Raw genomic sequence first — 20,303 nt, forward strand, 5'->3', positions numbered from 1 at the left:
GATGCTTCACGTCTGCGGTATCTATATCTATTTCACGCTTTAACAGTTTAATACGTGCGAGTTTTCTTGTCAATTGATTTTTAACAAAATCTGTCATTCAAAGATTCCGTTTCTCTGGTAACATCAAAACACCTCAAAAAAAAGAATACTGTACAATGGCATCTTTCACCACGGTACAGTATCATAAACTTCTACTTTATCAACAGCACAGCACTCCGCTTCCCGGACAGCACATTCCACATAGCGCATTCGCCAGACAAAGCTTCAGACACATATCATCTCCTGCCACCGGCATTCCTCCAAACGGTCCCTGCTGTGTCTCATACCAGCTTCCGCCGCCCTCCATCCGGTTCAGGAGCATACGGTACTGCTGATTATTCGGTTCCTGGCGCACAGCTTCACGAATATGCTCCAGCGCTTTTACATTATTCCCCATTCCCATGTTCGCCATGGAGGAAATATAATACCATTCTCCATTCTTCTGGGAAAGGGAATTCAACACATTCATAGCCTCCTGATAATGTCCGCTCTGAACAAAATTAGCTGCTGCACGTCTGCGCACACTCTCTTCATCTTCGTAAGTACTCTGGCGCTGCTGTCCTCCAAAACCGCCAAACCCTCCATATCCATAACCACCGTATCCGCCGGAAGATTCACCACTGCTTCCATACTCGCGTTCTCTCATGATCTGCTCATATGCCTGCTGTACTTCCTTAAACTTCTCTTCTGCCTGATCCTTGTTTGGATTGTTAATATTCGCATCCGGATGGTACTTCCGGCTTAACTTTCTGTATGCCTTCTTTATTTCTTCATCTGTTGCATTTCTGGAAACTCCCAGTACGCTATATGGATCCAACATGTTCTTTCTCCCGTTCTTCCCTGCGTCTCCTGCTCACTTCCTCGAAGCGGCACCACACACCGGAATATAAAATGTTCCGAAGAATATCCCCATATTTAATAATAGGAAGCTTCTCGAATTCTCTGCAGGTTTCTGCCATCATCATCATAAGGATCTGGCGTACTTCCCCTTCAAACCCTTCCATTGTATATTTTTCTGCGAAAGGATTGTAATCTTTATTTTTCACATCTTCTTCCACATCATCATATGCATCCAGAAGATAGATGAATTTGCCAAGATAAAAGCCAATTCTTCGAAGGCTTTTCTCCCACGCATCCTGCCTGTAAGCAAGAATCTCCTCCATAATATGCCCGAAAATCCCGGACATTCTGTCTATATCTGTCTCTCCCTGTTTCTCCAAAGCGGAAAGCGCATCCAGAAGTTCGACAATCCGCTTCGCCTTATCCGGATAAAGTTTTAACAGACGGTTATTTTTCCCCTCAAGAAGCCTGGCGTAACCAAGCTTCACATATTTCCTGTCATCGTTCCAGTCATCCAGACATTTATAATAAGTTAAAAGTATATTCATGTCTGCACAGTATTCTGTCATCACATTCTTTCGAACCGGCTGTTTTCTCACAGGATGAAGAATGCATCTGGTAGTACCCTTGTACGTCTTTGGCTCATAAAGGCCGGAAAGAAGCAGGATCACAAAAGTCATATCATAGCTTAATGTAATCTGGCCGGATATCCCGTATTTCTCACGCAGTTCCCTGCAGAGTCCGCAGTAAAAGGATCTGTACATGTCAAAATCCTTCATCTTAATCTCCGGCCTGTTCATTACAATATATCCAAACATATCAGCGCCTCTTTATAAATTTGGTATGACACTTGGGACATTCAATCTCCACTTTCTTAAATCCGCCTCTGGGGATACGGATTTTCTGACCGCAGCCAGGACAGCTATAAATATGATAGTCCTTGCGCTGGCTCATCATTCGCTTCTCTTTCTGGAAACGGGCTCTTAACTTATCTGTCATCTGAAGATACTTCTGATTCTCCTGATAACGTTTGGAAATATTTTTGGAAAAAATCCTGAAATAAGTATAAACAATGGCAGCCATTCCAAACAGATCCAAAAATGCGCCAATTCCACTTCTGGTCCCAGTAAATAAGGTGAGCACAATAGCAGCCAGTGCCACTCCCATAGTGAATCTTGCAAACTGATCCACTCCGTTGCGTCCCTGCATAAATCTCATAAATTTTTCTTTCAATAAAATACCTTCTTTCTTGTGAACTTATCTTCCTGGAATAAGTTTCTGTCGCTCTTTTGTTATTATATTATTTCCCTATCCCTGATTCTGTACATTCACTATTATGGTTCACAAAACAACCAGCAATCATTCCGTCTTTTCCTATCTGTCGCTGCAGACTTGAAAAATGTAAAATTTCAGATAATAAGATTCATCAGCAGACCATAAGATCGGATGATCTGGTGCCTGGGTGCGATATTCTACCTGACGGAGACGTTTATGCACATTTCTGGCAGCCTGCCCGATGGTCTGGGTAAAAAGCTGGTAATCCATAAAATGTGAACAGGAACAGGTTGCAAGGAAACCGCCGTCTTTCACCAGCTTCATGGCACGAAGATTGATCTCACGATAGCCTTTCACTGCATTCTTAACAGAGCTTCTTGACTTGGTAAATGCAGGTGGATCCAGAATCACCACGTCATATTTCTCGCCTTTCTCTTCCAGTTTCGGAAGAAGATCGAAGACGTCCTCACAGATAAATTTTACAGAATCAGAAAGTCCGTTTAAAGCTGCATTGGCTGTAGCCTGATCAACTGCAAGCTGTGAAGCATCCACACCAGTTACTTCTTTCGCTCCTGCATATCCTGCATTTAAAGCAAAAGAACCAGTATGGGTAAAACAGTCCAGAACTCTGGCATTCCTGCAAAGCTTCTGGATTGCCAGACGATTGTATTTCTGATCCAGGAAAAATCCTGTCTTCTGACCGTCTTTTACATCCACCTGATATTTTACACCATTTTCCACAATTTCAACCAAAGTAGGGAACTCTTCACCAATAAAGCCCTTATATGGCTCCATTCCCTCCTGCTTACGTACTTTCACGTCACTTCTCTCGTAAACGCCGCAGATCCGGATACCATCCTCTGCCAGAACTTTCTTCAGAAGTTCCACCAGCATCTCTTTATAACGGTCGATTCCAAGTGCAAGGGACTGTACCACCAGCACATCAGAAAACTTGTCCACAATAAAACCCGGCAGAAAATCTGCCTCTCCGAAGATCACGCGACAGCTTGAAGTATCCGTTACTTTCTTACGATACTCCCATGCATCCCGCACTCTTTTCTCAAAAAATTCCTCATCGATCACAGTATTCTCATCTCTTGAAAGAAGACGTACCACAATCCTGGAATTCGTATTGATGAATCCTCTTCCCAGAGGATATCCGTCAAAATCATGAACCAGTACAATATCTCCATTTACAAAGCTTCCCATAATAGAAGCTACTTCATTATCAAAAATCCACATTCCGCCGGATTTCAAAAGACGTCCTTCTCCCTTTTTCAGGGTTACTACTGCCAGACTCATAGCACTACTCCTTTGCTTTTGCGATTTAGGTAACATTGTAGCACACAATTTCTCAATTTGCCAGTGTTTCCAGGGGTTCTGAGAAAAAGTCATAAAAATTTCACTAATCTTAAAATTTTATAAACTGCCAGCCATTCATCTTCTTTTTTTAACAGACATCTCAGTCTCATTAACAACACAAAAAAACTCCGGACTGCCTGAACTCGCTTCCTATCGTCAGATTCTAAATCTGACTTTCAATGGCGGTACACGGTTCAGACATTCCAGAGCTTTCACTTATCTTATATTCTGACTTTTCCAGATGGTTATTTTCTTCTTATTTCGCATTCGCTGCAGTTACATATACATGAATCAGATTTGCCTTAATAAGGGCTGGACGAACTGCATTGTAAATAATCACAACCAGGATTGTAGATACAATTGCATTTACAAATGTAGCACCGGCGCTTAATTTTGCAAGGATGCTCGCTACTTCCTGGGGCTGACCAAGAATGTACTGTTTGTAGAAATAGCCAACGATGGGATCTGCGATCACATTAAAAGCAAGACCTGCAATGGAAGCGATCAGACTCCATTTGAATACGTATTTCTTGTCGTTCGTCTCATTGATCTTTGCAATCTTGTGGGCTACAAGACCTGTTATAAGACCGATGCAAAGCTTCAGGACAAAAGTCTTGGGTGCTCCTGTAATGTAAACCGGATCCATAAGGTCTGCAATAGTCATTCCAATAGAACCAGCAAGACCGCCGTACCAACCGCCAAGAAGCAGAGCTCCAAGCACGCAGAAGGTATTTCCGATGTGAAGAGAAGTAGCATCTCCACCCGGTACCGGAATCTTAATCTGCAAAAATGTAAAAGATACATAGCAAAGTGCTGCAAGAAGTGCAGTCTCTGCAAGTTTCATAATGGTAGAATTCTGTTTGTTCATAGGTTTCTCTCTCTTTCCCGGAAACCTGGTACATATTGAAAAACATTCTGCAAGATGTGCCTCACAAGTTGCAGGAATGATTTCTCAAACAAGCTCCAATGTTTCCTGTTTAATCACTGCTTTTTATACTGCAGTATCTAATTAGCACTTATCATAGCGAGATACTGGTATGTCTTCAATAGACAGTTTTGATTATTTTTAAGAGGACAGTTATTTTCTGCAAAAAAAGGTACAGTCCCCAATATCCCACTGGATATCAGTTTCTGTACCTTTTCCACCAGCAGACATGTCATCTCCTGGAGCATCAACACATACTATTCAACAGTATTCTTCCGAATTCAGGTCTGTTATTCTTCGTAGGACTCTTCATCAATAGTCTCGTCATAAGACTCATCGCCTACTTCATCTGTAGCACTTTCATCTGTTGTCACATTTTCAGAGCCGTCAGCTGAATCACTGGATTCTGAACTCTCACCATAAAGTTTCTCAAAGAACTTCATAGTATCTTTATACAGGGTATCTTTATCATCAGAAGATACTGCATCGCCAAGAACATCAATATCCTCAGAAGACTCACCATCATCGATCACATCAATGCCGAAAAGTTTCTTCATCTCTTTATCCAGCATATTCAGTTCTGGTGTAATGTATTTCTCAGTTCCATCCTCCTGATAGGAAACAGCACCATTTCCAAGGATACCAAGGTATTTCTGAAGAACTTTGATGGAAAGCTTGTTGGCTGTGTCAGAATCAAGTGTTACAGTAACTGCAGCATCATCTCCCATTACTTCGTAAAGAGCATCCTCATCACCGCTGTACTCTCCTTGACAGAAGGTCTTCGCTTTTTCAAATTTCGCTTTCGCATCATCGCCAAGGAAATCTGTATTCAGCTGGGATATATCTGTGATCTCTTCGGAAGAATCACTGCCATCACCAGTATCTGTTCCGCCAACTTCACTGATGTCACCATCAGCTGGCTCATCTGTACTTCCATCTGTGTTCTCGCCGGAATCATCAGAAGCCGGAAATTCTTCCCAGGATTCTTCACCGGATTCGTCTGCAGCTCCAGTCTCCTCAGCAAGTCCCGGATCCTCTGTAGAACTCTCGATAACATTGTCACCAAGAGCACTCTGGTCTACATTATCCACAATACTGTCCTCATCATCTGATGAATCACTGCTCTCCTCTGCCTTTCCTGTTACATTGTCATTTACACGCTCCAGAGTTTCCTGCATCTCAGAGTAATCATAGTCCTGCTGGGAAATCTGCTGAAGCAGGTTTACGATGGTATTAATCTCATCATCTGTAAGAGTTACATTGTTATTATTGGAGATATTTACGACAATATTGTAGATATCATCTGCATTCTGAACATTGTCTGCAATAACCTGCATTTTCGCCTGGTTAATAACAGTGGTAGCGTCATTCTGTCCTACAGAATCAGCAAGATTACCTGTAACTACCATCTCCTCAGTAGCAAGCTCCTTCTTGGTCTCGTCAAGCTTCTGTCCACTGGCAGTCTCATATGCCATCTGGATACCAGTCAGTGCTCCTGTACCGGATACCTCGAATGGGCATGCAGCAACAACCTCACAGTTGGTAACACCAGATGTGGAAAGGGAACTTGCAATCATATTGCAGGTAACCCAGTTCAAATTGGCGGTACGAACCTTGATGCCACCGGATGTGGTAGGCTTCACATAAGCGCAGCTCACTGTTCTTGTACCAATCTGCTCCAGCGGAACATAGGAACTTAAGTGATCCCTCTCATCCTGATTGGTAACGTAGATAATCTGTACCTGGCTGGAATCTACTTTAAAATATTTCAGCATGGTGTTCTTCTGCTCATCTGAAAGATCTGCGCCAAGTGTAACAACCTTCATAGCATCTGCCATAGCCGGTACTGTGGGAACCATGCTTCCCATAACCATTGATGCGCTGCAGAGTAGCGTAGCTAATAATTTGCCTTTCTTCATAACTTTTCCTCCAACTTTCTGTCTGGGTTATAATCTGATCTTTAATGAAAGCCTCATACTCTGTAACGGCTTCCATGCACTGCACTTCTGTCTTTGCAGTTGTTTCATTTAGTACACTTATTATAACATACTTCTTATAGTTTTTGTAATTTTAATTGTTAATTCTCTCTTTGAACCTGAAAATATGTTTTGGTAAAAAAATTATTATATCAGCAGCTTTTCCAGAGCCTGTTACCGTGCAGGCTGTAAACAGTAATCCAGAACCTCCTGCACGGTCTTAACTGGTGTAATCTCAAGCTTCTCTTTTACCTCATCGGCCACATCATCAAGATCATCCATATTCTCATATGGAATAAACACATGCTTTACGCCAGCTCTTTGGGCAGCCATCAGCTTCTCCGGCAATCCGCCAATAGGCATAACACCGCCGCGAAGGGAAACTTCTCCTGTCATTGCTATTTCTGCTGGTGCAGGCTTTCCTGTCACCAGAGAGGATAATGCAGTTACCAGCGTGATGCCTGCTGATGGGCCATCCTTGGGAACTGCTCCTGCCGGCACATGGATGTGAAGATCATTTTCCTTGAATTTATCTGCAAATTCCGGATAGAGGGACTTCACAAGAGTAATGGCAATCTGGGCGGACTCTTTCATCACATCTCCAAGCTGTCCGGTAATGATCACCTTTCCATCGCCTTTTGTAAAAGAAGTTTCGATAAAAAGGATTTCTCCACCAGCACTGGTCCAGGCAAGACCGGTTACAACTCCAGGCACTGGGTTTTCCAGAATCTTCTCATGATGAATTCCATGTCCCAAAAATTCTGCTACACGCTTCTCACTTACCGTAATGCTCTTCTGCTCACCCTTTACCAGCTTCACAGCTGCATATCTGCATAACACATCCATCTGCTTCTTCAGTCCGCGGACACCAGCCTCCGCTGTATACTCTTCAATAATGCGGCGGATTGCCTCATCTGTCACCTTCAGATTCTGGGCTTTGATTCCCATGCTCTTCATTGCTTTCGGCAAAAGATGACGTCTCGCGATCTGAAACTTCTCTACTGCAGTATATCCAGGAAACTGGATTACTTCCATACGATTGAGCAATGGCTCAGGAATGGTATCGGTGGAATTGGCTGTACACACAAAAAGCACATTGGAAAGATCATAAGGAACATTCATATAATGGTCTGTAAAGCTTCCGTTCTGCTCCGGATCCAGCACTTCCAGAAGAGCACTTGCCGGATCACCGCCGTAATCTTTGGCGAGCTTGTCCACCTCATCCAGTACCATAACCGGATTTGCAGCTCCGCTTCTCTTCATTCCTTCCATAATCCTGCCTGGCATAGCACCTATGTAGGTTCTTCTGTGTCCTCGAATTTCCGCTTCATCACGGATTCCACCAAGACTGATACGCACGTATTTACGGTGAAGCGCACGGGCAATACTCTGTCCGATACTGGTTTTTCCAGTTCCAGGCGCACCTACAAACAATAAAATGGAACCAGACTGTTTCTTATTAAGAGCCATAACAGCAAGCTGCTGGATAATTCGCTCTTTTACTTTTTTCAACCCATAATGGTCTTCATTCAGGATTTCTTCTGCCTCGTTCAAATCAATTTCAGCAGGTTCCTCTGTCTTCCAGGAAAGACTTGTAGCAAAGTCCAGATAATCATACAGCATACCATACTCATGGCTGTCTTTTCCTTCCTGCTTCATGCGGTTCAGCACCTTTTCAGCTTCTTTGCGTGCTTCCTCATTCATGCCGGATTCCTGGATTTTCTTCTGGAAACGGCGCACATCAGAAATATTCTCCGGATGCATTTCGTCCAGCTGCTGCTGAAGAAATTCGATCTGCTTCCGGATAGCGGACTCCCGGTAAACTTTCTCATTGGAGTTCTTCTGCGCAGTCTCAGCTTCCTCACTGACACGGAAAATCTCCATCAGCTCATAGACAGCCTCTTCCATCAGATGCATGCGTTCTTTCCTGGAATCCACCTCGATCATATGGTATTTTTCTTCCCAGGAAAGGCTCATGTAACCAGCCAGGGCACTGACGGCTTCCGGATAGCTTTTCCAATGGTAGATCATGCTGCGTACCCAGACGCCCCACTGAAAGCCTTTTGCAAAATCCATCAGTTCTTTCTTGATCTTATCAAATTTCTCCTTTTCTTCTTCCGGGGAGATATCCTGGATATCCGGAAGATCTACCGCTTCTGCCTGAACCATGCCGTCAGTATATTCTACATGAGTCACCTGCACTCTTTTTCTGGTAGTAATCTTGACGCTGCCTTCCTCGTCTATATTCTCAATGATTCCCATCACGCCCACTGGAAAAATATTTTCCATGGAAATTTCCTCTGGGGCTATTTCTTTCTTCTGTAAAACGAAGAGAATTTCTTCTCCGATATTCTGTTCTTTAATTCTGCCTTCCGGAAACATATCTTTTTTAAAGAAAAATGTAACTTCCGGTAAAAGAAGAAGTTCATAAACTGGTATTGTAATCATACATGTTTCCTCCTTGTATTGTTAGCACTCCTTTAATATGAGTGCCAGATTTATTCTATAGAAAATGGCGAACTCATATGAATTCGCCATCTGAATCTATGATAGTTCATTATAGCACTAAATTAAAATTTTGCAATAAGAATCGAACATTCTTTCTGGAACATGGTAGTTTTTTGAAACATTTATTTCGAAACGGGAGCTAATTTTGCATTCTGATCTGTTCCCCTTTTATGGGCGCATAGGTATAAAGCTTCTCACCTTCCAGGTCCGCCTTGTGCATATCCACAGCACTGATCTGGTGGTTGTCGTAAGTATTATAATAGTAAATTCCCTTATCCGTATTACAGCAGGAAGTATATAGCGTAATCTCATACTTGTCTTCTCCCAGCTTGCAGCAGCCCCTCTGCTGGTCTACGCTGCCAAGAATGTGGAAAAACTGGCTTACACTTTCTTCTTCTGAATCCCCGGACAGAGAATTCATTTTTACAAAGGCCACCCGCACAAATCTTGACTGGGAGGAGAGATCTCCCGGCAGTCCCATGCCACCCATTCCCCGGCTGTACTGATTCAGTTCCAGATTTTCTGAAAAAGTGTTACTGCGGTTTTCCACAGCCAGCTGCATATAATTGTTCAGATTAAACATCTGATAGTTAAAGGGCGGATTGTTTGTGAGGACACCTACTGGATTATCATATATTTTCATTCCCTCTTCCAACGACTCCAGGGTAATACATTCCTCTTTGTCCGCAATAATCCAGTGCAGCTGCGCAACTGGCAGATCAGGAAGAAATGGGGTGTCAATCAGGTTCATATTCTTAAGAAGCTGGCGTGCTTCTTTCACTGTAGCACATTTTCCCAGAATCCATGGGATCAGTTCGAACTGAGTGATATTGTCTTTCCCCTCTACAGGCTTCTTGTAGCTGGCATTTCCAACGAAATTAAGGCCGGCGATTCCAAGACCTTTCTCATTGACCGCATCATAATACAGAGGATAGTTCTCCATAACACATGCCATTCCGATCATGGCATAATGATTTTTCAGCTGACCGCCTTCTCTTAAGTCAAATACATAATTTCTAGGCGTGATCACTACCTGGTCTCCATAGGAAATCTCATAATCCAGAGTTCTTCCAAAATAGAAATCCTTTGTTTTATAGGTTGCTGCTGTACACATATTCTGTTCCTCCATTCATCAGAGACTGTTTAAAAGTCAGTTCTGTATTACTGTTCACTGGTAACGTTCTGTAATCTGCATATTCCAAAAAGTTCCCAAGGCGTTGTATTTTCCAGTCTGTCATGTTATTATTTATAAAAATTGTGCATGAACGGTTCATCATTAGTGTTATATATTGTAGCACAAACTGTGAAAATTTAAACTCTTTTTTCCCGATTTCACACTTTTTTAAGAAAGGAACTTACCATGAATAAATCTATTGCAGTCGCAGGTACCGGATATGTAGGGCTTTCTATTTCTGTACTGCTGGCTCAGCATAATCATGTTGTTGCAGTTGACATAATTCCGGAGAAGATTGCTTTGATAAACCAGAAGAAATCTCCAATCCAAGATGAATATATCGAAAAATACCTGTCGGAAAAGGAACTGGATCTTACGGCCACCTCAGACGGAGAATCCGCCTACGCAGAGGCTGATTTTGTGGTAGTGGCCACCCCCACCAACTATGACAGCAGGAAAAATCATTTCGACACTTCCGCTGTTGAAGCTGTACTAAGCCTGGTCACAAGGGTGAATCCTGCTGCCACAATTGTGATCAAATCTACGATTCCTGTAGGCTACACAGAATCTATCCGAAAGAAGCTTCACAATAACAATATTATTTTCAGCCCGGAATTTCTCCGAGAGTCCAAGGCCCTGTACGACAATCTTTACCCAAGCAGGATCATTGTCTCCTGTGATGAACACACCAGAGAAGCAGCTCATACTTTTGCAGCACTTCTTCAGGAGGGTGCTCTTAAAGAAAATATCGACACCTTGTTCATGGGATATACGGAAGCAGAAGCTGTAAAACTTTTTGCCAACACCTATCTGGCACTTCGTGTTTCCTATTTTAATGAGCTGGATACTTACGCGGAAATGAAGGGGCTGAACACCCGCGATATTATCAATGGAGTCTGTCTGGATCCCCGGATCGGAACTCATTACAATAATCCTTCCTTTGGCTACGGCGGCTACTGCCTGCCTAAGGACACCAAACAGCTTCTTGCCAATTACAACGACGTTCCTCAGAATATGATGTCCGCAATCGTGGAAAGCAACCGTACCCGAAAGGATTTTATTGCTGATCAGGTACTGCAAAAAGCCGGCTATTACAACTACAATGAGGACAACCTTTATCAGTCAAGCCTGGAAAAAGAAGTGGTTATCGGCGTCTACCGCCTCACTATGAAGAGTAATTCCGATAATTTCCGGCAAAGCAGCATTCAGGGTGTTATGAAACGGATCAAGGCAAAAGGCGCCACTGTCATCATCTATGAGCCCAATTTGGAAAACGGTTCCACATTTTTTGGCAGCAAGGTTGTAAATAATCTGGAAGAGTTTAAAGAAAAAAGCCTGTGTATTCTGGCGAACCGTTATGACAAGGTCCTGGACGATGTGAAGAAAAAGGTTTATACAAGGGATCTGTTTTCCAGGGATTAAGAAACGAAAGCGTGTCTAAAAAAGGCTTCCGCAAGATGTACATCACAATTTGTGGGAGATTTTGCCCGGATGAGGGCGCCGCAGCGGGCTGCGTAGGTCGAATTCGAGCAAAATATACCGCAATCTGCACCATACAAAAACAGGCAGGAAACATAGCGATCAAGAGAGCAATAGCTCCGTTTAATCACTGTGTTTCCTGCCTGTTGTCTATGAAATCCGTTTTTTATTCACCATACTGGCAATTGCTCTCTTTCAATTGCCGGATGACTTTATCCTGAAATAGTGATTATAAGCATCCAGCACATCCTTACGTCCTCTCACGCGAATGGGAACCCGTTCTCCATTTCGGAGTAAAAACTCCTCTTCTACATCTGTAATGTGATCCATATTTACCAGAAAGCTTTGGTGGCAACGCAAAAAACGGGGATCCTCTATCTTTTTCTCAAGATTCCCAAGTTTTTCCGCAGTTTCAAGCACCGAACCATCCAGCATATGTAAGGTTACTGTATGGCGGTCACTTTCCAGGTATAAAATTTCATCCACGAAAGGATAACGATACTGTCTTCTGCATTTCACTGAAATCCGCCTGCGAAGCTCAGACTTCAGCAGTCTGTTTAAAATTGCTGTGGTCTGCTTCTCTTCTGCAGGTTTCAGAAGATAGCCGGATGCTTCTACCTCATAACTTTCAAGCGCAAAATCAGGTGAAGCAGTCAGAAATACAATAGGCGCTTTTACTCCCAGGTCACGCAGCTTCCGTGCCGTGTCCATTCCATTCAGATCGCCCATATAAATATCAAGAAAAATCAGATCTGGCCATATATAGCCCTCTTCAATGTCTGCAAGGAGGCTCTCTCCAGATTCATATTCCTGGATCTGCGCCTCCCTGCCATTTGTCTGAAAGTACACCATCAACTGACGCTTCAGCACAAAACGCTCAACTTCCACGTCGTCACATATGGCAATTCTGTTTACCAAAGCTCTCCCAAAGCCTCCTTGTACTTGACTAGTTTATTATAACACAACGTTCCCTCTCGGGGAGAAATCTGCATAATCGTCACGTTTCAGAGCATAATCCTCAATTACCTGCACTCCCCACTTTGTGGGATCTTTCAAGGCTTGCAAAGATCCTTCACAACCTCTCCGGCAATGATCAGTCCTGCAACAGACGGCACAAATGCTACGCTTCCCGGAATATCACGACGCTCTGTACATTTGTGCTTGGCACCTGGCGGGCAGATACAGTGGGTTCTGCAGCTGATGGACATATCCTCTATCGGTCTTGTAGGGATTTCCTCGGAATAAACCACTTTCAGCTTACGGACGCCACGTTTCTTCAGTTCGCGGCGCATAACCTTGGCAAGAGGGCAGACCTTAGTCTTATAAATGTCCGCAACTTTAAACTGGCTTGCATCCAGTTTGTTTCCGGCACCCATAGAACTGATGATCGGAACCCCTTTCTCCTTCGCCTTCATGACAAGGGAGATTTTTGCAGTAACGGTATCTACTGCATCTACAATATAATCATATTCTTCAAATGGAAAATCGTCTGCATTCTCCGGCAGAAAAAAACACTTATGTGTCTCCACCTTCACGTCCGGATTGATTTCCAGCATACGCTCTTTCATAACATCCGTCTTGTATTTTCCCACTGTTTTTCGCGTTGCTATGATCTGGCGGTTCAGATTCGTAAGGCATACCTTATCGTCATCGATCAGGTCAAAAGCACCTACCCCGCTTCTCACCAACGCCTCACACACATATCCGCCAACACCGCCGATTCCAAATACTGCCACTCTGGCACCGGCAAGCTTCTTCATCCCCTCTTCTCCAAGAAGAAGCTGGGTTCTTGAAAACTGATTTAACATAAATTTTTCTCTCCTCAATGAAAGACAGGCAACAGACTTTCAAACAGACATTTCTCTTTCAATAAGAAAACTGCGGTCTGTTCTATCTTCACATAAAAAGCCTGGGAAGCTTATCCACCCAGACTTTTGTCCACATTACCTTTCGGAAATATTTTATAATGACTGTGTTTTTCTGTCAATTATTTTTTCGCCTACACATAAATAAATTACAGCGTTCCTGTTCACTCCGTTCGCAGTATCATTACAGCCATTTTTTCAAAACATCACTCAGCTTATTCATATCCAGCGGCTTTGCGATATGTCCGTTCATACCTGTATTTTTTGCCAGCTGTACATCTTCTGCAAAAGCATTGGCAGTCATGGCAACAATTGGCAGTTCTCCTTTTTCACCGGGGAGGCTTCTAATTGCTGCGGTTGCCTGATAACCATTCAGAACAGGCATTTGGATATCCATAAAAATAAGGTCATACCGGTCTTTTGGAGAAACCTCCACTTTTTCAACTGCAATTTTTCCATTTTCGGCTGTCTCAACTTCTGCCCCTGTCATCTGCAGGATTTCCACTGCAATTTCTCTGTTTAACTCATTATCCTCGACCAGCAGAATCCTTTTTCCTGTGTAATCTGCTTCTGACAGATTCTCCAGATAATTCCTTGCTGTTTTTTCTTTTTTGTCAGAAACAAACTGCCGCAGTGTAGCGGTCAGCCTGGAACGGAATAACGGTTTTGCAATAAAAGCATCTACACCTGCTGCCTTTGCATCTTCTTCAATCTCGCTGAACTCATAAGATGTCAGTACAATGATGGTAATCTCCTTCCCTATCCGTTTCCGAATCTGTCTGGCAGTTTCTATGCCATCCATATCCGGCATCTTCCAGTCCAAAATAACAGCAAAGTAATCATTTTTTAACTCATGACGTGCATAGCAGCGCTCAACGGCTTCTCTGCCGGAGAGGACCCATTCGCCTGTAATTCCAATCTCCTTCAATGTCGCAACTGTACTTTCACAGCATGTCTTATCATCATCCACAACCAGAACCGGCAAATTCATCAGATTTTCATCCTTTTCTTTCTCTTTTTCCTGAAGTTCAAGATAAATTGTTACCGTAATTTTAGTTCCCTTGTGTAAGGTGCTGTCCACTTTAATATTACCATTCATCAGATTTACAATATTTCTGCTGATTGCCATTCCCAGACCAGTTCCCTGAACTCTGGTTGTCCGATGGTCATCTGCGCGGCTGAAGGGATCAAACATGATTTTCTGGAATTCCGGCGACATACCGATTCCATTATCCTCAATCGTAAATTCATAGCATCCAAGCTCCGAAAATCCATTTGGCTTTTCCTCTATGGAAAAAGTAATATTCCCGCCATCCGGTGTATACTTGATCGCATTACTCATCAGATTCACAAATACCTGCTGAATCCTCAGACTGTCACCGCAGACATCCTCATGTTCAATATGATTAATGTGTATATCAAAATTATGTTTATGTTCATCAAGCACCGGTCGCGTAAGTGTAATAAGATTATCCACCAATTCTGACAGATTGAAATCTTCCTGTGCCAGTGTCATTTTTCCACTTTCAATACGTGCCATATCCAGCACTTCATTGATCAACCCAAGCAGATGACGGCTTGATTCTGTAATCTTGCTGAGACATTCAATAACTCTGTCCTGACTCTCAATATTTGCTCCGGCGATTGCTGTCAGACCCACAATGGCATTCATCGGTGTCCGGATATCATGGGACATATTGGAAAGGAATTCTGTTTTTGCACGATTTGCATTTTCTGCGGACCGGTAAGCCTCTTTCAGTGCCTGACGGGATTCAATCTCTGCTTTCTTCTCCTGTGTCACATCCATGGATGCCAGCAATACCTTTTCCAGCTTTCCATTCTTCCATTCCAAGGGAATATAAGAAGCGATTTTATAAGTCTTTTCATCCAGGCTGCAATACTCAAACTTATAAATATCATTTTCGCTTTTCAGATTTTCCCGGATATTTTCCGGGGCTATCAGAATATCTATAGCTTCCAACGGTTCCAGTGTCTTATACTTTTCAAGAACCTGCATCTGAAAATCATGATAGAAGCCCAGAGGTTTATATATCATCTGTCCATTCAGATTGTAGAATTCATATCTGTCATTTTCCAGATCACAGACAACAAAACGGTCAACCAGACGCACTATGCTCTGAATCAGCTGCTCCATGGAAGCATTATCCGCTGCCATCTGCAGATGCCGTGCGCTCTCTACCTTTGCCTCCGTAATATCCCGCAGAAAAATCATGGCATATTCTGAATCCTCTATCTCGCCACGTATGATCACATTACGGACCCATCGTTCTTCTCCCTTCAGAGTGATTCGGCACTCCAAAGACAATTCGGTTTCCAGACCCTTCAGTTTTTCCGCAATATAGCCACGATCATAAAAAGCAGATACTGCCTTCTTATCTGTTTCCACAACATAGGAATCCACAAAATGCCGGATCAGTTCATCCCATGTATGACTCTGTTCAAAAACAGTCATCAGGGACGGTTCAACCTTAAAGGTATCAAATGTGTTTGCTTCCAGGTTAACATAATATTCGCACAGATCTGTTTTCGTAAAGGCACGGTGGAAAGCTGCTGACTTTTGTGCCTGCATAATTTCTTTTTTTTCCGCATCAATATTAATAAAAATCCCGGCAATCCTGCTGGCAGAACCATCCAGCCGGCGTATTACTTCTGCTGATGCCCGAAACCACTGGTACTGATGATCCTTCATTCTCATACGGTACTCTACCTGGTATTTTACCTGATTCGTCTTATCCGCAATTGCCGCCTGAAGCTGCATCATTACTCTTTCTTTATCCTGTGGATGCAGAAGATCTGACCAGGATTCCAGTTTATTCGGAAAATCCAGAGTATCATGATAGCCAAGCATTTTTCGGAACTCATGGCTCCAGTTTGCATTCACAATCTCACTGTTTTCGTCACAGTCAAAATACCAGAAGCCGGAACAGATAGCCTCATTGATCAGTGCCAGATTTACATGATCCCAGTTGACCTGTACGGACATAATCCAGATCTGTCTGCCTGCTTCATCTGTCGCATCCTCTTTATAAAGCCGTACATTATTCACTGTACCGTCCGCTGTAAGGATCTGCGCTTCCCCGGCTCCGTGGATCTGCAAAAAACGGTCTCGATCCAATATACTTATATCCTTGCCGTAAAAAAAATTCTTCAATGAGCCTTTTGTCTGCTTCATAAAAGAATCGAACGTATGTCCTATACTATGTAGCAGCAGATTACTCACAGACAGAATAGACAGATTTTGGTCATAATATCCGGTCAACATACCTACCCCGCCATTATTTTCCAGTGTTTTCTGTATTGCCTGTGATAAATCCTGTGTTTGTCCAGGTACCGTCTTGTTTAAAGAATATATTTTATCCTCATAATTTTCCTTATATAACATTTTATAAAAACCCTCACTCTGTTTGATGCGTGTTTGAAAAAGGCTTTCTGCAAAATGTGGCGCGCAGATTGTAGGAATGCTTTTTCAACCACGCTCCAGAACATGCTCCGGCAAGTTCTCGTACATATTTTGGCATATAAAAAGGACACCTGACAAACATCCTGCCAGTGTCCCTGCTACATCTTTTTAAACTCACACATCCATATACATATAGTATAAAAGGTATCGGAATCGCTTCCGTTCTCACGTCTTTTCTATATATGGAAACAGCAGCAACCGGCTGACATGGTCAGACTTTCTGACTTTAGCCCCTTCTGGCTTTGCGTCCCTGCCTTTCAGCAAGTTTGCCTTTAAATAATTCCCATTTTTCATCAAAAATAAAATACCATGAAGTTTCCGATGCGTCAATAATATTTTGATAGAAAATCTGTGTTTATGAACCATTCGCAAAGTCGAAGATGTCTCGCACAATCGTTACTCTGTCTTTGTCATATTCCCCGAAGTTCTGAATCATGCAGCCACCACCAACAACTACATATAAACGCATCAGCTCCGGATTGTATTCCCGTTCTCTCAGCTTATGAAAAATTTCTCTTGTGTAATCACTGGCAGCCTTACGGATTACAGCCAAATACTTTTCTCCGATGTCTGCTGTCCCGGTACGGATCACCTGTTCAATCTATGGAATGTCCAGACGGATGTGGAATCTAAAAAAAACTTCACGCAACTGACCGCCCGATGACCACACCCTTGTTTCTGCTTCGCTGCGTACAGCTCGGAATCTCCAGCCGGGATCTGGATCTTCTTACGATTGGGATGGTGAACGACATGTACGCAGAAAGCAGCAATGATGAGTACAAAGGCTATGCGCAGATCGCTACGCAGATGGATTTTGATGCATTTTAGCAAATTTATGTGCCTTATATAATGACAGTGTATTGACATTAGACGCGCATTTGAGTATACTATACTTGAATGGAGGTGTTCTGTATGGCAACAACTAATTTAAATATTCGTACAGAGAAGGCAATCAAGGATCAGGCGGAGGAAATCTTCAATGAGCTTGGTCTGAATATGACAACTGCTGTAAATATGTTCCTGAGAACCGCTATCCGTGAGCATGGTATTCCTTTTGAATTAAAACTGGAAGTACCGAATGATACGACAGCCGCTGCCATTGAGGATGGCAGAAAAATGATGAAGGATCCTTCTGCTCCGCGTTATTCCAGTATGGATGCGCTTAAGGCAGCTCTCGACGTATGAAATACGACATTCAGTTTACCAATCAGTTTAAAAAGGATTTGAAGCTTGCCAAAAAGCAAAATAAAAATCTTGATAAGCTGTTTGAGGTAATCGATATTCTGGCGAATGGCGGTACGCTGGATGCAAAATACAGGGATCATGACCTTACAGGAAACTATAAAGGCACGCGTGAGTGTCACATCGAACCGGACTGGTTGCTCATTTATGAGATTCAGAACAACGTTTTAGTACTCATGCTTTACAGGCTTGGTACGCACTCAGAACTATTCAAAAAATAGATTTAAAAAACAGAATAGCAATTCAGAAAGCATCTATCAGAAATGGTAGGTGCTTTTCTTATGCCCAAATCCAGGAAAGGAGGTGCGCTATGGCGGGAAGTAGAATCAAGGGTATCACGGTCGAGATCGGTGGCGATACTACCAAGCTTCAGAGTGCCTTAAAGGGTGTCAATTCAGAAATCAAGAATACGCAGTCACAACTTAAGGATGTCGAAAAGCTCCTGAAATATGATGCTCTTCAGAGGGAGATCATCGAAACGGAAGAATATCTCAAAAAGCTGTAAGCGCAGGCCAATCAGTCTGCCACTGCTGTGCAGAAGATTGCTACTGCTGGTGAAAACCTGAAGTCTGCAGGCGATAAGGTTTCCTCCACCGGCGAAAAGCTCCTTCCTGCCTCTGCTGCAGTTACAGCTCTTGGCGTTGCTGCTGTAAAAACAGACTCCGATTTTGATTCTTCTATGAGCCAGGTAGCCGCCGTGTCTGGTGCAACCGGAGATGATTTCGATAAGCTCCGTGCAAAGGCTCATGAGATGGGTGCGAAAACCAAGTTCTCAGCATCCGAGGCTGCGGATGCTATGAACTACATGGCGATGGCTGGATGGAAAACCTCCGACATGCTGGATGGTATCGAAGGTATCATGAACCTTGCTGCGGCATCTGGTGAGGACCTCGCCACCACATCGGATATCGTAACCGATGCACTGACTGCATTTGGTCTGACAGCCAAAGATTCTGGGCATTTCGCAGATATCCTTGCAGCGGCAAGCTCTAACGCAAATACAAAGGCAATGGATGATTGACGACTGCGAAGCCGAAAACATCGACATGATTATCACCAAGTCCATCAGCCGATTTGCCAGAAACACGCTGGACTGCCTGAAATACATCCGCCAGCTGAAAGATAAGAACATTCCCGTCTTCTTTGAAAAGGAAGCCATCAATACAATGGATGCCAAGGGTGAGGTTCTGATTACGATTATGGCTTCCCTTGCGCAGCAGGAATCATAATCCCTCAGTCAGAATGTGAAGCTGGGACTCCAGTTTCGGTACCAGAATGGCCAGATACAGGTAAATCACAATCACTTCCTCGGCTACACCAAAGATGCAAATGGAAATCTCATCATCGATCCGGAACAGGCAGAGGTGGTAAAGCGCATCTACCGGGAATACCTGGAGGGTATTTTCTACATCCACAAACCAGAATTGTCTTAACACTGTGCTGTTTCTCTTTTCTTCCAACATATGAATCCATACATGTCATTAAGAAAAAATATCAAGAAATTTACAACCACTGGAATATACCCCGGGTCCTTAATTGATGCCAGTATCCATAAGATAATCAGCACGATGTCATTCGATGCATATCCCAAAGCATAATAGGAAGACCGTAACATAGTGAGTGATGCAGCAAAAAAACTTGTTACTACCGAAATGGTACTAAATATCAGATTCGGCGTGTTAAGTTTTTTTAGTAATATATAAAATGCAATTGTCACTGCCACATTGCAAAGAACAAGAACTCCTGCTCCTTTTCTTGTAATTTTTCGTATTTCTACTGTTCCATCACTACTGTTTCTCGCATTTTTCAGCCATGTCACAATCGACCAAACAGACATCGGAAGTGACATAAATAAGTAAGTAAACATCTCTCCCCAGTAGCGAAAACGGTATGATATTATCGCATACTGGATGCAGAAAATCGTCATCAATATCGGTGCCCATACATTTCCCTGTGCGGCAAATATCAGTGAAGTTACACCAATACAAGTTGCAGTAAGTGTCAAAGCATCTACTCTTCCTGCCATAATATTCGACATAACAACAATAGCAATAGACACGAACCAAAGTGCCCATTCTCTTTTGGTCATTCTTTTAAATGGATTATTCATTTTTCTAATTCCCTTCATACGTTGATT

18 protein-coding genes, 3 pseudogenes and 1 riboswitch are annotated in these 20,303 nt (G+C 43.0%); of the genes and pseudogenes, 8 read left to right on the forward strand and 13 right to left on the reverse strand.

Translation table 11 applies throughout. The features are described 5' to 3' along the window. Positions 1-199: 199 nt before the first annotated feature. The 8 genes from AB5706_RS19160 to bsh form a co-directional block, all read right to left on the reverse strand. Positions 200-859 carry a J domain-containing protein gene (locus tag AB5706_RS19160; protein WP_173773178.1) on the reverse strand — a complete coding sequence of 220 codons (660 nt, stop codon included), beginning with the start codon at positions 857-859 and terminating at the stop codon, positions 200-202. Beyond that, positions 843-1,697 (reverse strand): DUF5685 family protein, encoded by an 855-nt coding sequence (locus AB5706_RS19165; RefSeq protein ID WP_173773179.1) that lies wholly within the window; start codon positions 1,695-1,697, stop codon positions 843-845. The genes AB5706_RS19160 and AB5706_RS19165 overlap by 17 nt, the downstream gene beginning before the upstream one ends. Position 1,698: 1 nt before the next feature. Beyond that, a complete protein-coding gene (locus AB5706_RS19170; protein ID WP_118577786.1) occupies positions 1,699-2,112 on the reverse strand; it encodes a TFIIB-type zinc ribbon-containing protein in 414 nt (137 codons plus the stop codon). 141 nt (positions 2,113-2,253) lie between these two features. Beyond that, on the reverse strand, positions 2,254-3,456 hold the full coding sequence (locus tag AB5706_RS19175; RefSeq protein ID WP_148461162.1) for a class I SAM-dependent rRNA methyltransferase: 1,203 nt from the start codon (positions 3,454-3,456) through the stop codon (positions 2,254-2,256). Between the two features lie 316 nt (positions 3,457-3,772). Next, on the reverse strand, positions 3,773-4,384 hold the full coding sequence (locus AB5706_RS19180) for an ECF transporter S component (RefSeq protein WP_118577788.1): 612 nt from the start codon (positions 4,382-4,384) through the stop codon (positions 3,773-3,775). Positions 4,385-4,731: 347 nt separating this feature from the next. Then, on the reverse strand, positions 4,732-6,360 hold the full coding sequence (locus tag AB5706_RS19185; RefSeq protein WP_173770700.1) for a DUF1002 domain-containing protein: 1,629 nt from the start codon (positions 6,358-6,360) through the stop codon (positions 4,732-4,734). 231 nt (positions 6,361-6,591) lie between these two features. Then, entirely contained in the window at positions 6,592-8,865 is a 2,274-nt protein-coding gene (gene lon / locus AB5706_RS19190; protein ID WP_148461159.1) for an endopeptidase La, read from the reverse strand. Between the two features lie 199 nt (positions 8,866-9,064). Then, the gene (gene bsh / locus AB5706_RS19195) at positions 9,065-10,039 is read right to left on the reverse strand and encodes a choloylglycine hydrolase (RefSeq protein ID WP_148461158.1); all 975 of its coding nucleotides are present in this window, start codon (positions 10,037-10,039) and stop codon (positions 9,065-9,067) included. Between the two features lie 246 nt (positions 10,040-10,285). Between bsh and AB5706_RS19200 the strand changes: the two genes are divergently transcribed. Next, entirely contained in the window at positions 10,286-11,521 is a 1,236-nt protein-coding gene (locus AB5706_RS19200) for a nucleotide sugar dehydrogenase (protein ID WP_148461157.1), read from the forward strand. 11 nt (positions 11,522-11,532) lie between these two features. Beyond that, positions 11,533-11,799 carry a DUF6783 domain-containing protein gene (locus tag AB5706_RS19205; protein WP_334284952.1) on the forward strand — a complete coding sequence of 89 codons (267 nt, stop codon included), beginning with the start codon at positions 11,533-11,535 and terminating at the stop codon, positions 11,797-11,799. On the opposite strand, the gene AB5706_RS19210 is transcribed toward AB5706_RS19205, so the two are convergent. The 3 genes from AB5706_RS19210 to AB5706_RS19220 all read right to left on the reverse strand — a co-directional run bounded on the left by AB5706_RS19210 (position 11,774) and on the right by AB5706_RS19220 (position 16,846). Continuing rightward, positions 11,774-12,496, reverse strand: coding sequence for a LytR/AlgR family response regulator transcription factor (locus AB5706_RS19210; protein ID WP_226815623.1), 723 nt, complete (start codon positions 12,494-12,496; stop codon positions 11,774-11,776). The genes AB5706_RS19205 and AB5706_RS19210 overlap by 26 nt on opposite strands. Positions 12,497-12,630: 134 nt before the next feature. After that, positions 12,631-13,386, reverse strand: coding sequence for a tRNA threonylcarbamoyladenosine dehydratase (locus AB5706_RS19215; protein ID WP_148461155.1), 756 nt, complete (start codon positions 13,384-13,386; stop codon positions 12,631-12,633). Positions 13,387-13,627: 241 nt separating this feature from the next. Further along, complete coding sequence (locus AB5706_RS19220) at positions 13,628-16,846, reverse strand: hybrid sensor histidine kinase/response regulator (RefSeq protein WP_118577792.1); 3,219 nt, start codon at positions 16,844-16,846, stop codon at positions 13,628-13,630. Between the two features lie 55 nt (positions 16,847-16,901). On the opposite strand from AB5706_RS19220, the pseudogene AB5706_RS19225 reads away from it, so the two are divergent. Continuing rightward, positions 16,902-17,036: pseudogene (locus tag AB5706_RS19225) on the forward strand (DUF6783 domain-containing protein); the annotation flags it as partial. 78 nt (positions 17,037-17,114) lie between these two features. Next, positions 17,115-17,205, reverse strand: a riboswitch (cyclic di-GMP riboswitch). A gap of 74 nt (positions 17,206-17,279) precedes the next feature. Here the strand turns inward: AB5706_RS19225 and AB5706_RS19230 are convergent. Next, on the reverse strand, positions 17,280-17,477 hold the full coding sequence (locus tag AB5706_RS19230; RefSeq protein WP_237963159.1) for a hypothetical protein: 198 nt from the start codon (positions 17,475-17,477) through the stop codon (positions 17,280-17,282). Positions 17,478-17,584: 107 nt separating this feature from the next. On the opposite strand from AB5706_RS19230, the gene AB5706_RS19235 reads away from it, so the two are divergent. The 5 genes and pseudogenes from AB5706_RS19235 to AB5706_RS19255 form a co-directional block, all read left to right on the forward strand. Further along, positions 17,585-17,752, forward strand: a complete 168-nt coding sequence (locus AB5706_RS19235; protein ID WP_173770701.1) for a hypothetical protein — start codon at positions 17,585-17,587, stop codon at positions 17,750-17,752. A gap of 84 nt (positions 17,753-17,836) precedes the next feature. After that, complete coding sequence (locus AB5706_RS19240; RefSeq protein ID WP_118578232.1) at positions 17,837-18,109, forward strand: type II toxin-antitoxin system RelB/DinJ family antitoxin; 273 nt, start codon at positions 17,837-17,839, stop codon at positions 18,107-18,109. Then, positions 18,106-18,387, forward strand: a complete 282-nt coding sequence (locus AB5706_RS19245; RefSeq protein ID WP_148461153.1) for a type II toxin-antitoxin system YafQ family toxin — start codon at positions 18,106-18,108, stop codon at positions 18,385-18,387. Before AB5706_RS19240 ends, AB5706_RS19245 begins: the two co-directional genes overlap by 4 nt. Positions 18,388-18,476: 89 nt before the next feature. Beyond that, positions 18,477-19,169 (forward strand): annotated as a pseudogene (locus AB5706_RS19250) (phage tail tape measure protein); the annotation flags it as partial. Between the two features lie 10 nt (positions 19,170-19,179). Then, positions 19,180-19,566, forward strand: a pseudogene (locus AB5706_RS19255) (recombinase family protein); the annotation flags it as partial. Positions 19,567-19,595: 29 nt separating this feature from the next. On the opposite strand, the gene pnuC reads toward AB5706_RS19255, so the two are convergent. Then, positions 19,596-20,276: a nicotinamide riboside transporter PnuC gene (gene pnuC / locus AB5706_RS19260; RefSeq protein WP_148461152.1), complete on the reverse strand. Its 681-nt coding sequence runs from the start codon at positions 20,274-20,276 to the stop codon at positions 19,596-19,598. Positions 20,277-20,303: the final 27 nt, after the last annotated feature.

The organism is Ruminococcus sp. RTP21484sp1_RTP21277st1_D2_RTP21277_210401 (assembly GCF_040924225.1).
Lineage (GTDB): Bacteria > Bacillota > Clostridia > Lachnospirales > Lachnospiraceae > Blautia_A > Blautia_A faecis.